Source organism: Natronosalvus caseinilyticus (assembly GCF_017357105.1).
In the GTDB taxonomy this organism is placed as follows: domain Archaea; phylum Halobacteriota; class Halobacteria; order Halobacteriales; family Natrialbaceae; genus Natronosalvus; species Natronosalvus caseinilyticus.
In genome coordinates, this window is the sequence record NZ_CP071596.1 from 807,195 (window position 1) to 821,171 (window position 13,977).

Sequence of the window (13,977 nt, forward strand, 5' to 3'; positions counted from 1 at the left end):
ATCCGATCGGACCGGGGCTATTCCCAGGGGTGACGCCCGCTCGTACTCGGCCACAGGGGGTACCAGTACTCCTTGTCGGGTTCGATCTCGAGTTCGCCGTCCAGGACGGACTCGAGTTTGAACTCGGTTCCAGAGTCCCGCTCGCGACCGGCTCGCGGCGCGAAGGGGTAGTACGCGCCGCGCCGGAAGGAGTAGATCCAGTAGGCCGGTCCGCTGTCGTTTCGGTAGGCGAAGACGGCCGCGAGCAGCCGCGAGCCGTACCCTTCCTCGATGAACGTGTCCGCCGCGAAGTGGAGGCTGGTGATCAGGTCCTCGGGGTCGCTGTCCTCGAGGACGACCCAGTGGTAGCCGTGGCCGTCCTCGGTGACGCGAAAGTCGGTGCCGGTGTCTTCGCTGCCGGCCTCGAGGATCGCTTCGACGTTCTCGACGGCGTCGCGAAAGCTGCTCGAGTCGACGCCGGCGAAGCAGAGCGCGCCCGCGTCGGCGGAGTCGTAGCCGAGGTCGGCTTCCATCGTCAGGTAGGCGGTGCTCATTCCGAAGAGGTCCTCGGGCTCGGCGTCTCGGCTGGCGTCCGATTCCGCGCGGATGCCGAGCACGGATCTCAGTCCGTCGAGCAGTCCCATACCCCTCGTTGGACGGCCAGGGTTTGAAAGCTCGCGTTTTCTCGCTCCAAGCGGTAGTTCCTCACTCGAGGAGGGCTTCACTCGATGCCATCATTCGAGGAACAACCGCACGTCCGCCGCCGGCCGCTCGGGCGTTTCGTCACAGCCGTCGGGGAACGAGGTGTACCACCCGGCATCCCAGCCGCAGGTCGTCCTGGCGGTGAGATCGGCCGCCGTCGCTCCGTCCGCTTCCGGGGAGGCCTCGAACACGACGGTGTGACTCGAGGTGTGGGCCGTGTCGTCGCCCTCGACGACGTGTTCGACCGATCGAACGCGAACTGGACGGCCGACGTCGACGGGCTCGTCCGTGAGTCGTTCGATCGCTCGATCGGCCGCCGCAAGCCAGTCGTCGTCTTCGTCCTCGAGGCGAGCGTGCGGCAACAGGGCGACGGGCTCCTCAAGGTGGGTGGCGATCAGAACCGAGCCGTCGGCGGCCGTGACGCCGACGACGGCCATCCCGCGGCTGTGGGCGCGGCAGTGGTCCTCGTCGGCGTGGATCTCGGTGTGTTCCGCGTAGCGAACGTCGTCGTGGTCTCGGAACCGAGCCGGATCGGTGAGCGACTCGAGGTCGGTCAGGGAGTCGGTGCGCGTCGAGGTGGTCGCGGATCGTGGTGATTTCTCCGTCATTGGTTATTCGTCGCCGGTAATCGTTCGACTGTCCACTCGCCGTCGGTGGGAATCGTCGCCCGCACTTCGAGTTCTACGAGGGCCCCCTCGACGTTGTGACTGGCAACCCCGACCATGCAACTAGCCGGGTAGTGCGGATAGTCGATGAAGTCCGATCGGACCTCGTGAATCGTCCCTCTGGTCTCGTCGTCGAGGACATCCTCGCGAACGAACCATCGAAACTTCACGATGTCGTGCATCGACCCCTCGAGGTCCTCGAGTATCTTTTCAACGAGGCCCAGCATCTGTCGAGTCTGCTCACGAACGTCCCCCTCGGGATAGACGAGGCCGTTGATCTCGACGTGCGTGTGCGTGTCATGATGCGTCGCCACTGCGAGCGAAATTTGCGGTTCGTCGATGACGTCCGATTCAATCGTGCCCTGTCCGGGTGCGATGACGGTTTTCTTCATCTGTATCTCGTGTCTGCGTCTCGACTGGATTCGCCGCGTTCCTGGAACGGACTCATTTCGGCAACCAGACCAACGGAACGTGATCCCAGGCCCAGCGCTCCTCGGGTTTCTCGGTGAATTCCCAGAACTGCCGCGGCGGAGTGCCGAGGGTGTCTTCGATTGCCGATTCGGAGAGCGTACTTTCCCCCTCGAGCACCAGCCGGAACCGCCTGGCGAACCCGTGGGGATCGAAGTCCGGGTCGTGTTCGCGCCACGCATCGGGATTCTCGAGACGGCCGTCGTAGTGGTCTCGTCCGGCCTCGGTGATGTAGCCGAGGACGAGGTAGCCTCCAGGGGTGACCGCGTCGTACAGCGCGCGGAGCGCGCGTTCGGTGTCGTCGACGTAACACAACGTGGCGTAACAGCAGACGAGGTCGAACTGCCGGTCGGGATCGAACTCGGGGAGCGTGGCCTGCTCGAAGCGCACGTTGGCGATCCTGTTCGCGTTCGCTCGTTCGCGGTTCTCCGCGAGGATCGAGTCGGCGGCGTCGTAGCCGACGACGCTGGTTTTCGGGTGGCGTTTCGCGACGGTAAAAGCGACCTCGCCGGGGCCACAGCCGACGTCCGCGGCCGAATCAGGGACGCCTTTCGCGGCGACGAAGTCCTCGAGGAGGTCGGTCAGGTGGTGGGTACTGGGGGTCGCGCCGGCGCGGTCGTCCGCGTCGGCGGTCTCCCAGAAGCGGTTCCAGTCGATGGTTTGTTCGAAAGGAGCGTCTGGCATGCGTGAGGAGTTGCTATTCGTTCGGTCGGGTGTCGGTCGGCGGGAGCGGTCGACTCCTGGAGAGAGCCGTCGCTATGGGATCGAAGGCGAGTCGTCGGTTTACAGTGCGCCCGAAATCAGGGTTCTCGAGCGCTGTAGATACACGTGTTGGTAGTGATAAAAGAAAGCACCGATTTTAATTCGATCTCTTATTATATGTAATAATTTGTTGCGGCGGGTTAAATAGTTTTCGGCGTCCGTCGCGGACTCTCGTCGAATCCGGTGCAGGTCGACGATTGAGCGAGGATCTAGACCGTCTCCATCTCGCGCTCGAGCTGGCGCAGGCTCTCGACCCGGCGCTCGGTCGATGGATGGGTCGAGAAGAGTCGACCGACGATGCCCGATTTCAGCGGGATGATGAAGAAGGCGTTCATCTCCGCCTCTTCGCGCATGTCCCTGTCGGGAACCTTGTCGATCTCGCCCGAAATCTTTAGCAACGCGGAGGCGAGCGCGGACGGTTTACCCGTGATCGTCGCAGCACCCCGGTCGGCGGCGAACTCGCGGTACCGCGAGAGCGCCCGAATTAGCAGGTAACTCACGATCCAGACGACCAGCGAGACGACGATGGCGACGATCACGCCACCACCACCGCCGCGGCCGCGACCGTGGCCGCCGCCGAAGAAGGCGCCCCAGCGGACGATCATGAACGCGATCGTCGAGAGGAACGAGGCGATGGTCATCACCATCATGTCTCGATTCTTGACGTGGGCGAGCTCGTGGGCGAGGACGCCGTCGAGTTCGTCGCGGTCGAGCGTCCGCATCAGTCCTGTGGTGACGGCGACGGCGGCGTTCTTCTGGTTTCGCCCCGTCGCGAACGCGTTCGGTACTTTCGAATCGATGACGGCGACTTTCGGCTTCGGGAGGTCGGCCTGCTGGGAGAGGCGCTCTACGGCGCTGTGAAGCTGTGGGTACTCCTCGGCGGAGACTGTCTTCGCGCCCATCGTCTTGAGGGTGAGGGTATCGCTGAAGTAGTACTGTACCAGCGACATCCCACCGAAGAGCAGGCCGAAGATCAGCAGGTTCGCTCCGCCCGCGATGTACGCCGTCAGCACCCCTGCGAAGACGATGTACAGGGCGAACAGCAGGAACATCGTGAGGAACATCCGAAACCGCAATCCCCAGTCCGGTTTCCAGTCCATACACGAACAACGGACCGGGGGCGGATAAATCCGCCGCGAACGCGCCTCGAGCGGGTGCCGGGCCCGGCGCTCCGTGCTCGCTCGTCTCGAGTCGCGCCTCGTGGGCACCTCCATCGAACTCCAGCGACGACGCAGATTGCCGACGATATCGCTTCCTCGATACGCTTCGACGTCCAACACTCCCTCTTTCAAATGAGTCGCGAGTGCTCGAGCGGGTACGTCGAAGCACCGAGCGAGCGTTCCCAAACCCCTCTATTTCCCCTGGAAAGGCGAACACGTGGAGGCGACCACCGGTGTGGGCGCTCGAGCGTACGCCACGCGTCAGACGTCCGGTCTTCGCGTTCCACCGGAAACGTCAGACGAGCGTGAAATATGGCGTTCTACATGTTTGACGATCGATAGCACCACGATCGAAACCGACACCAGGTGGGGAGATCCGGCGTATCGCGCGAAACGCGCACTCACCGGAGACGAATTCCGTGTGCCCTGATAACACGATTCGCAAACCCCTGGTTTCGGGTGGAGTTCCCACACGCTGTGACCGAACGGCCCGTCGAACCCCTCTATTTCCGGTGGAGGAAACGGACCGGCGTCGGCGACGAACGCGTCGTTTAACTCCCTCAGTCCCCAACCACGGGACATGACCGATTCGCGTGCGTTCTGTCCCCGCTGTGGCGATCCGGTGCCGGAGCGGAGCGAAGGCGACGCGACGGACCCCCTTCGACCGGGGACGGACGTCGACCTCTGTGACAGCTGTTACTTCGACGACTTCGAATTCATCGACGCGCCCGACCGGATCGACGTGCGCGTCTGTGCCCAGTGTGGGGCCGTTCACCGGGGCCGTCGCTGGGTCGACGTCGGCGCACAGGACTACACCGACGTCGCCATCGAGGAAGTGAGCGAGGCCCTGGCCGTCCACGTCGACGTCGAGGACGTCGCCTGGCAGGTCGAACCCGAGGAGGTCGGGCCGAACACGATCCGGATGCACTGTTACTTCACGGGGACGGTTCGCGGAACGCCCGTCGAGGAGCAGGTGATGATTCCCGTAAAGATCGCTCGCCAGACCTGTACCCGGTGTGGCCGCATCGCCGGGGACTACTACGCCAGCATCGTCCAGATCAGGGCCGAGGGTCGGACGCCCACGACGGAGGAACTCGAGCGGGCGAGAGAAATCGCCGAGACCATCGTCGCGGACATGGAGGCGACCGGGGATCGAAACGCCTTCATCACCGAGACCACGGAGACCGACGACGGCCTCAACATGCGGGTTTCGACCAACAAGATCGGCAAGAAGATCGCGAACAAGATGGTCGAGGAGTTCGGCGGCACCGTCAACGACGCCGAAACCCTGGTGACCGAGGACGAGGACGGCAACGGGGTCTACCGCGTGACGTTCGCGGTCCGGCTCCCGCCGTACGTTCCCGGCGACGTGATCGACCTCGCGGACGACGACGAGGGGCCCGTCCTGGTCAGCAGCGCCCACGGCAACCTCAAGGGGATCCGATTGCGGACGGGCGAGCGCTACGAAGCGAGTTACGAGGAGGGGAACTCTCCCGAGGCCCGTAAACTCGGGGAGCGCCAGGACGCCGTCGAGGCGACCGTCGTCACGGTCGAGGACGAGCGCTCGATCCAGGTGCTCGACCCCGAGACCTACCAGGCGAAGACGATCTCTCGTCCCGAGTACGTCGACGCCGACGCCGACGAGGTGCCGGCACTGAAGAGTCGCGCTGGATTGCACATTTTGCCAGAGGACGATGAGTGAGGGCTCCGGGGAGGACGATCGGTCTCGAGGCGAAGGCGGGTCTCGAGGCGAAGGCGGGTCTCGAGACGACGCCTCGAGTTCGGATAATGATTCGAACCCGCGTAGCGACGACAATACTACAAATTCTATAGCAATGGCCTCGACCACGCTCGAGTCGCGAGACGACCCGCTCGCGGTCGTCGTCGAGAAACCGCGCTCGGAGACAGCGATCGAATCCCTGCGGGCCGAGGGCGTCTACGACGACGATCGCCGGGTGCGGGAGTACGGCTCCGAGACCGTGGCGCTCCCGGTGCTCGAGCCACCCTCGGAAACGGCCGTCCTCGAGGTCGTCCGTCAAATCGACCCCGCCTACCGTACCCGCGACCTGGCCGACCATCTCCGTGAGCGGGGATGGAGCGACGACGACCTCGAGGCGGCCCCCGGTTCCTGGGCCGTTATCGGCTCGGTGATCCTCGTTCGCGTTCCCGACGATTGCCCCGACGAGACCGACCTTGGGGAGGCCCTCCTCGACCTCCACGGCGAGGCCGACAGCGTGCTCGCCGACGAGGGGATCTCGAACGAGAGCGAGAGCGAGGGCGAAGGCGAAGGCGACGCCGGCACCTACCGCCAACCCCGAACGCGACTGCTCGCGGGCTCGAGCGACACCGAGACGGTCCACGTCGAGGACGGCACGCGCTACGCCCTCGACCCGACGCGGGTCATGTTCTCGCCGGGCAACCAGGCCGAGCGCCGGCGGATGGCCGATGTCGTCGGTCCCGACGAGCGCGTGTTCGACATGTTCGCCGGTATCGGCTACTTCACGCTCCCGATGGCGCGAGCGGGGGCGCGAGTGACCGCGACAGAGCTGAATCCGACGGCATTTCGCTACCTACTCGAGAACGCGATGGCCAACGACGTCTCGAGTCGGGTCGACGCCTACCACAGCGACTGTCGCGATCTCGCGGGGGACGTCCGTGCGGACCGGGTCGTCATGGGCTACTACGGCGTCGGCGGCGGCGAAGACGAGGCGGGACACGGGAGTCGCGTCGAGGAGGCTGTCTCGTTCCTGCCGGCGGCCCTCGAGGCCCTCGAGCCAGGCGGCGTCGTCCACTACCACGAGGCAACGCCCGAGCCGGAGCTGTGGGCACGACCGATCGGCCGGCTCGAGGCGGCCGTCGAAGAGGCAGGGCGGGACCTCGAGGTGCTCGAGAAGCGACGCGTAAAGTCGCACAGCGCCGGTGTCGAGCACGTAGTCGTGGACGCCCGCGTGGAGTGACCCTGAAGGGCTCGGTATCCGTTACGTAGCGCGTGCGCCTTCTCGCCTCTATAAACCACCCATCAAACATTGGAAAATAGAAAATACTAAATAAAAATATTGATATGGAATCGAACATCCATGGTGCACGTTGGATTAAGAGGGTGCAGGGGAGGATTGCTGGCAATCGTCCTTTCGATTATAATTGTAACGGGGGCTATTACGCCAGTCATCGCGGTCGACTCTTCGCACGAAGCGAATCGATCCGAAATCGGCGTTGACCGACCGGAAGCAATTCTGGAACGGCAAGAAGTCGACAACCTGACGGAGGGAAGTCCGACGCTTCAGAAGGTTTGGGCGCGGTTTATTCTCACGCAGGGGGTAGAGTCGAGTCTCGATTCCGACGCCGCGGCGCTCGACCACCTCAACGAATCGATGGAGTACACGTCTGGCCCGGCACAAGTATCCGACCCGGCGGCGTTCAACCACTCCGCTGCGGCCGTCGAATCGTTATCTTTGCAGGACAACTCTGAGACCGACGAGCGGCGGATTCTGGCGGCCTATCTGATCGTGTCTGCCGACAACGAAACCGCCGCGAAGCAAATAGAGGACGCAAAGTGGGCGCTCGACCACACAGGAGACGAACTCCACACTGGCACTGAACGAAGTGCGACCGCCCACGTACGGAACGCGGAACGCGCGTTCAATCGCGCACAGCGACGAATTGAGGACGCGGACGGGGACGGCTTCGAGGCGCAGGCGGACGCGATTCGCCAGTACCGGGTCGCGTGGATGCAAGCAACGAAGGCACTCGAGCGAATCGACGCCGAAATCCCGCCCGAGGTGACGATCGCCACTCGCGGCGACCCGCCGCGAAACGGAAGCGAACCGCTCGAAGGAGAGATACGGGGGACCGTCTTCGACGTTCGTCCGGAGACGCTCACCAACGCGACGGTCACGATTGGCGACGAAACGAGGACCGTTCCGATCGAGGCTAACGCCGGTCGAATGAACGCTACGTTCGCGACGAACGTCACGCTCGACGATCGGATCACGTCCGTCGAGGTCGAGGTCGTCGACGACGTCCCGAACCGCGGAAACGGCAGCGCGGTGCGAACCACAAAGCGCGGAAAGTCGGACCGAAAGAACGGAAAGAATCGCAACGGCAACGGTGCGCCACCCGGCAGTACGCAGTCAGATACCGACGTCGTTCTCTTCGATGGTGACGGCCTTCCGGATACGTACGAAATCGAGGTTGTCGGGACCGATCCTCAAGATCCCGATAGCGACACGCCGAACGTCGACCGCGATGTCGGCGACAACGGCGTTATCGACGGCCTCGAGGATTTCGACGACGACGACGTGAGCAACTATCACGAAGGTCGGTTCGACACGGACCCGTTCGACCCTGACACCGACGATGACAGGCTTCCTGACTACTTCGAAATCCAGTACTCGGAACTCGACCAGACGAGCGCGGACACCAACGGCGACGGCGTCACGGACGCCGAGTGGGACGCCGACGACGACGGGTTGACCACCTACGACGAGTACGAGGCGGAGACTGACCCGTTCCGTGCAGATGCCGATCGAGACGAACTGAACGATAGCCGCGAACTGGAGATTGGGACCGATCCGGCGGACCCCGACACTGACGACGATGGTCTGGATGACGGTGAAGAAATCGAACTGGGAACGGATCCGCTCGAAGTGGACTCGGACGGCAACGGGGTTGCGGACGGTGACGAGACGATCGAGACGACCGTCCGCGACGAGGAGACCAACGTTTCCCTGACGATGCGCGGATCGGGCGACGTGGCCTCCCAGATCGAGATTACGCCGAAACCGTCGTACTTCGAGGGTGACGACGTCAGTGCCGGACCCACCGTTCGCGTCGTCAATCGGACCGACTTCACGAACGCAACCATCGAAATCCCGATCGACGAGTCGGTTCCGGAGTCCGAATACGACGACCTCTCGGTCTTCAAATGGAGCGGGTCGGCGAACGAGACCTGGATTCCGGTCGAGTCGACGATCGAGAACGGAACTGCACGTGCGACAGTCGACTCGTTCTCGTACTTCACGGTGCTCGACGCCGACGGGTGGGTGGATGCGACCCTGCTCGACGAGACCAGCGAGGAAGTCCCGCTCCAGGCCGGTTCGAACTTCTCGTGTAACGCCGCTTGCGAGGTCACGGATAACTCGACGCTCGTGTTGGGAGGCGAGCCGAACGCTCGAAAGATTACAGTCGAACAGGGAGCCGACAGCTTCGATGTCGTCCCACTGAGCAACGGACAGCGAATCGAGGAGTTCTACGATTACGAAAACGCCCAGATCAACTCGCCGTTACCGATCGCCGAGAGCGACAAGAGTCAGCTCTTCTTCTGGTCCGGACCCGAGGGTCTAAGTCTGGTCCTCCTGCACGACAAGCCCAGCGACGGCTCCGGCGGCGCCGTTACGATGACCTTCGATGAACTCCCGACGGACCAGGGGAGATGGATCGTCAAAGACGACCCCGGTGATTACCGGCACGACACGCGCTTCGACTGGGCATGGAATCGGATTAGGACTGATGGCGGCGTGTTCCGTGGAGGGCTCACGAATCAAACGGTGACGATCAACCCGGCGTTCAACGACGAAGCGGCAAAATCTCCTCTCGATTACGGTGAACTGACGGACTGGCAGGTCCTGACGGGCCGAGCGACCGACCCGCGATCACACTCGCTGGAGATGGACGAACCGGTACGAGTCCGTATACCTGAGGCACCCGCGACGAATGAATCAGGAGAAGCCGTCGGCGACTTCGGTAACGCGTCCGTAACCTACGATCTGAGCGACGGGACCGACGAGATTGCAGTCGCGTATCAAACCGAACAGACGAACGTCGACCCTAATGCGACGTTCGTCGCCACCGGTGCGAACGGAACGACAGTCACCGAATCCCTGTCGATCGGGACGGTAGGGACCGTCAAGGAAGTGATCGATGTTTCCGCCCTCAGTGACGACGAAGCGACGCTGTCTCTCAGCGCAGACGGCGTCAACCTCAGAGCGCAATTGCTTACCACCAGTGCGGTCGACACCGACGGTGACGGAATCCCGGACGCGACCGAGCGGAAGGGATTCCTGACCCCGCGGGGGACGATTACGACCGATCCGTTCAACAGTGACACGGACGGTGACGGACTCAGTGACCGGGAAGAGATCGGCGAACCGACGAGTCTGAGCGACGTCGCCGAACGTCTCGAACCGGACAGCGGTGCGTCGGAGCGCCAGCAACGGCGGGCTCGAGCTCTCCTCGAAACGGTGGAGGCCGCAGGCTACGACACGAACTCGACGAGAGGCGTCTACCTCAACCCCGCGAGCGATCCGACGAACATCGACTCAGATGGAGACGGTCTCGACGACCGGACCGAACGGGAGGGTGACCTCACGGTCGTTCGCACGACCAGCGTTAGCGAGACCGAGCGTGCGCTCGGAGGATCGGACCCCGAGACGCTAGCGAACGCCTACGAGACGTACGAGTCGACCAGCAACCCGTGGAGCGTCGATACGGACGGCGACGGTCTCGGCGACGCTCGCGAGCAGGAACTCGCGACGGACCCGACCGGAAGCGACACCGATCGAGACGGTGTTTCCGATCGGGAGGAAGCCGAAGGTATCGGCGATCCGACGCTGTACGACGCCCAACCGCCGGAAATCGAGGTCGAACGCTCGGGATACCACATTCCGGCGAAGAGTCTCGATACCACGTACTGGGTACAGCTTCGTATTCACGACCCAGCGGGCGTCGATCGGGCCGCGTTGATCAAGGACGGAAACGAGGAGACGAGCGAATCATACGGCGGCGGAGATACCGTCTACGACACGCTCGAGTTCACCGAGGAGTTCGCCGAATCGGAGACCGACGTCGATACCAGCAGCGTCAAGTCGACGTTCGTCACCTTCGGTTCGAAGGCCACGGAGACGATCGGCAGTGTCAGCGAATCTGTCGGCGACGTAACGGCCGGATCGACGGTCTACGTAGAGAGCAGCGACGTGAACGACAACGGGGCTCGAGTCGTCGGCGTCCAGCGGGCGAACTTCTACAGCGAGGTCGCCGGTGACCTGTACACCGGAACGGTCGTCGATCAGGCGGTCGCCAGTGAGTTCGGCACGGTTTCGGGGCTCTCGTCGAGCCTCGGCGTCGCGTTCCAGGACGTCTCGCAGTTCATCGACGACCCGTACGAGGTGGTCGAAGGGACGAAGGCGCTGCTCGCGCTGTTGAGAGACGAACGACTCGGAGCAGCCGAGACGATCGTCCACGCCTACGCCCAGAACGTCGAGCAGACGCAAGCGCGGAACAACCCGTATGGTTCGCTCAACGAGAAGGAGCACCCGGCGTTGTACGACACGTTCGAGCGCAACTGGTACGAGGGGTATGCCGTCGGTTTCCTGGTGAAGACCGCACTCGGCGGCTCCGGCGCAAACGCTGCTAAGGGCACGATCAAGAGCACGAAGACCGCTCAGCAGGTCGGTTCGAAGCTCGTCGATACGAAAGCAGCGCGGGCGCTCTCGCGAGCCAGCGACGCGAAAGACGCTACGAAAGCCCGCGCGACTGCGCGGATCTTGCTCGCGGTCGACGGCGACGCCGCGGAAGCGATGCTGAGTCAGGCCGACACTGCTGGCGGGGCGTACAAGCTCTGGCGCCACCAGCGGACGATGGATGCGGACGTAGATGCGCTGTCCGACGTGCGGAAAGTGCGGCTCGGTCGGACGCTGCTTCGCGCGGATAGAGATGGGCAGTCGGCGATTCGGAAGATAGACCAGGATGCGCTGGACGACCTCGCGAGTCTGGACGTCGACCCGGCCGTGCGAGCCGGACTCGCACCCAAATACGCCGAACTCGATGCGACGCGGCGCGCGCAACTGACGGAATCGATCTCGGGCAATTCGGCGGCTGCCGAGCGCGCCGCGCGACTCGAAACCGACGGCGTCCGCGACGCACTGGAGTTCTACTGCAGGAGTAGCTTCGCTCTACGAGTCCATGGCGCAGCGCCGTCTGGTAACGATCGATTCTATGCGGGGGGCACGGTTCGCGCTCGGAGCTGTACGATTCAGACAGATTTCGATTCGCCGATGTGGCGAGTTGAATCGTCGATCCGTGATTCTCTGGCGGATCGGTTATCTTCGGAGGAGTTCGCCCGACTCGTAAGCAGTGCCGTCGATTCGAAGGCGCTGAGGGCCACTGACGATCTGGATTCCATTTCGACGGTGAAGCGCGTCGACGGCGAACTCGTGATCGAGGGAGCAAAACACGACATCGACGTCGAACTGACGTACCCTGACGACGGGGGTGCCTTCTACACGAGCAACAGCGACTATTCGCTCGACAAAATCCGAGATATGAGGAATTCGCAAATCGGCGCCGACGTCGTCGAAGAGGAGATCGCACCGAAACTCGTCGAACGACGAGAGGGGTGGGAAGTCGTGTACGGAAAGCAGAAGGGTGGAACTGATAAGGGCATAGACCTCATCGCGAAAGACGCCGATGGCAACTACGTGATTACCGAGGTCAAATTCACCGGCGAGGAAAAACGGATCAAAAAGAGCCGGTTTAACTCGGAGCGGACGATAGACGACGGAACGAAAGTCGATCAGATGGAGGACGAGTGGATCGCGGATTCGTTCGCCAAAGATATCGACGAAGCCGATATGGATCTCGACGGAGAGTACAGTTCGGTGGAACGGGCGATCGAAACGGAAGATTACAAGAAAGAGGCGATCGTCGTACAGGACGCCTCAGTGTCCAGGACGATCGACAAGGATCTTCGGGAATTGGGTATGGACGACGTGCGTATCGTCCGAACTGGAGGTGTGACGGAATGACATTCACCGACGACGAAATCCGTGCCTGCTTCGAAGACGAGGTTGACGAGACTAAAAAACGAATCCGGTGGTGGGAAAACGGCGAGGTCCCGACCGACGGGACGACCACGTATCTCTACGCCGTCGCTAGGCAGTTCGAGTACCTCGGAAAACTCGCGGCGCTACTCGGAGCGGTTCACCAGTCCCGAACGTGTTTCGGAGAGGTCGCCAAGTGCTATCTCGCGCACATCGAAGCGTGTCGCTTGCGACGCGATATGACCGAGCAGGCGAAGTGGAACCACGAACCACAGATGTTCGCGCGGGCGGTCAACGCTGCAGTCCTGAGTCGCGACGAGGAATTACTCGCGAACGTCGCAGCCGCCACGCTCGCGATGGACGAAAGTTATCTCGATGCCTTCACCGAATCGTCTCTCAGCGCGCCGGCGCGATACTACAATGCAAAGGTTAAGGCCGCAATCGCAATCGACGATAAGTCGGTACGGGCGTTGCTCACCAACCTCGAGGAGAGCCTCGAACGATTCGAGGAGAAGAGCCCGTATTGGGAGGCGATCCCGGTGTATTATCGCGCACTCGTAGATGGCTCGGAATCGGCGGCTCAAACGAGCCTTTCGGAACTGTACGATTATTACGCTGCGGAGGAACCCGATCCGGACGACCCTCGCTGGTTCGTCCTTCATCACGTGTGTGCACACATCGTGCTTGCGCGTCGACGCGGCCTGAGGGTCTCCCGGAAGTCCGGTCGGCTCCCGGAGGCGCTCTTGCGAGAAGACATGCCAGCGGACGATACCGAACTCGACGTTGACGTGGACCTGGACGCGTTCCAAGTCACGAGCGACGTCGGGTTCTTCGAACTCGAACGCGACGAGGACGATCGACCCGTAATTGCAGGACGGATCTATCACCCCGGCGGTGAGCCGGTGAGTGCCGACGACGTTCCCGAGCGCGAAGCGGGCCGGGTACTCTCCGACGAGTGGGTTGCAGCGGCCCTCGAGGAGGCAACCTGGCGCGACGCCTACGACGACGAACTGGTAGCCGACGCGACAGCCGCGTTCGAGGACGGAACGGTGGGCCGGAAACTGGTCGTGGTCCAGGATCGGACCGACGAACACACGTTCGACGAGTCGCTGGCAGAACTGCCGGTCGACGACGTTACGCTGCTGAAAGGCGCCGGACGGCGCCGTTAATCGCCGTTTTCTTTCCTGGGGCAGGCACGTGTACTGTTCGCATAAAGCACGAAAGCGATGAGTGCATCCTTGGCGACCTAGTGAAGGCAGCCCTCGGGCCGCCGCTTTTGAATACGTGCTCGGAGAGCAAAATTAATCTATAGGCGACACCTTCGGCTCGAGTCGAACAGACTTTTCGGCGAATACTGGCTCCACCGGCGAGACGATGTGCTCGGTCGTGAACTTGATACGACTTGGGTTCGAACCATCCCGATAT

At 62.7% G+C, this 13,977-nt stretch carries 9 protein-coding genes; 4 read left to right on the forward strand and 5 right to left on the reverse strand.

Annotated features, from left to right (window positions below):
* Positions 1-17: 17 nt before the first annotated feature.
* From pspAB to htpX, 5 genes are all read right to left on the reverse strand, one after another.
* Complete coding sequence (gene pspAB, locus J1N60_RS03900) at positions 18-623, reverse strand: PspA-associated protein PspAB (protein ID WP_312910855.1); 606 nt, start codon at positions 621-623, stop codon at positions 18-20.
* 90 nt (positions 624-713) lie between these two features.
* The gene (locus J1N60_RS03905; protein ID WP_312910856.1) at positions 714-1,289 is read right to left on the reverse strand and encodes a hypothetical protein; all 576 of its coding nucleotides are present in this window, start codon (positions 1,287-1,289) and stop codon (positions 714-716) included.
* Positions 1,286-1,738, reverse strand: a complete 453-nt coding sequence (locus tag J1N60_RS03910; RefSeq protein WP_312910858.1) for a RidA family protein — start codon at positions 1,736-1,738, stop codon at positions 1,286-1,288. The genes J1N60_RS03905 and J1N60_RS03910 overlap by 4 nt, the downstream gene beginning before the upstream one ends.
* 52 nt (positions 1,739-1,790) lie before the next feature.
* Entirely contained in the window at positions 1,791-2,498 is a 708-nt protein-coding gene (locus tag J1N60_RS03915; RefSeq protein WP_312910859.1) for a class I SAM-dependent methyltransferase, read from the reverse strand.
* A gap of 287 nt (positions 2,499-2,785) precedes the next feature.
* Positions 2,786-3,676 (reverse strand): zinc metalloprotease HtpX, encoded by an 891-nt coding sequence (gene htpX / locus J1N60_RS03920; protein ID WP_312910860.1) that lies wholly within the window; start codon positions 3,674-3,676, stop codon positions 2,786-2,788.
* A 640-nt stretch (positions 3,677-4,316) separates the two neighbouring features.
* On the opposite strand from htpX, the gene J1N60_RS03925 reads away from it, so the two are divergent.
* The 4 genes from J1N60_RS03925 (at position 4,317) to J1N60_RS03940 (ending at position 13,721) form a co-directional block, all read left to right on the forward strand.
* Positions 4,317-5,438: a 60S ribosomal export protein NMD3 gene (locus J1N60_RS03925; RefSeq protein ID WP_312910861.1), complete on the forward strand. Its 1,122-nt coding sequence runs from the start codon at positions 4,317-4,319 to the stop codon at positions 5,436-5,438.
* A gap of 133 nt (positions 5,439-5,571) precedes the next feature.
* Complete coding sequence (locus tag J1N60_RS03930) at positions 5,572-6,693, forward strand: class I SAM-dependent methyltransferase (RefSeq protein ID WP_312912531.1); 1,122 nt, start codon at positions 5,572-5,574, stop codon at positions 6,691-6,693.
* A 120-nt stretch (positions 6,694-6,813) separates the two neighbouring features.
* Positions 6,814-12,537, forward strand: coding sequence for a hypothetical protein (locus tag J1N60_RS03935; RefSeq protein ID WP_312910862.1), 5,724 nt, complete (start codon positions 6,814-6,816; stop codon positions 12,535-12,537).
* Positions 12,534-13,721, forward strand: a complete 1,188-nt coding sequence (locus tag J1N60_RS03940; protein WP_312910864.1) for a hypothetical protein — start codon at positions 12,534-12,536, stop codon at positions 13,719-13,721. The genes J1N60_RS03935 and J1N60_RS03940 overlap by 4 nt, the downstream gene beginning before the upstream one ends.
* The last annotated feature ends 256 nt before the right edge of the window (positions 13,722-13,977 follow it).

Bases quoted from the DNA above. Each gene is read 5' to 3' on its own strand.
- J1N60_RS03905 (WP_312910856.1), bottom strand. From the start codon at position 1,289: ATGACGGAGAAATCACCACGATCCGCGACCACCTCGACGCGCACCGAC.
- J1N60_RS03915 (WP_312910859.1), bottom strand. From the start codon at position 2,498: ATGCCAGACGCTCCTTTCGAACAAACCATCGACTGGAACCGCTTCTGG.
- J1N60_RS03910 (WP_312910858.1), bottom strand. From the start codon at position 1,738: ATGAAGAAAACCGTCATCGCACCCGGACAGGGCACGATTGAATCGGAC.
- J1N60_RS03930 (WP_312912531.1), top strand. From the start codon at position 5,572: ATGGCCTCGACCACGCTCGAGTCGCGAGACGACCCGCTCGCGGTCGTC.
- htpX (WP_312910860.1), bottom strand. From the start codon at position 3,676: ATGGACTGGAAACCGGACTGGGGATTGCGGTTTCGGATGTTCCTCACG.
- J1N60_RS03935 (WP_312910862.1), top strand. From the start codon at position 6,814: ATGGTGCACGTTGGATTAAGAGGGTGCAGGGGAGGATTGCTGGCAATC.
- pspAB (WP_312910855.1), bottom strand. From the start codon at position 623: ATGGGACTGCTCGACGGACTGAGATCCGTGCTCGGCATCCGCGCGGAA.
- J1N60_RS03940 (WP_312910864.1), top strand. From the start codon at position 12,534: ATGACATTCACCGACGACGAAATCCGTGCCTGCTTCGAAGACGAGGTT.
- J1N60_RS03925 (WP_312910861.1), top strand. From the start codon at position 4,317: ATGACCGATTCGCGTGCGTTCTGTCCCCGCTGTGGCGATCCGGTGCCG.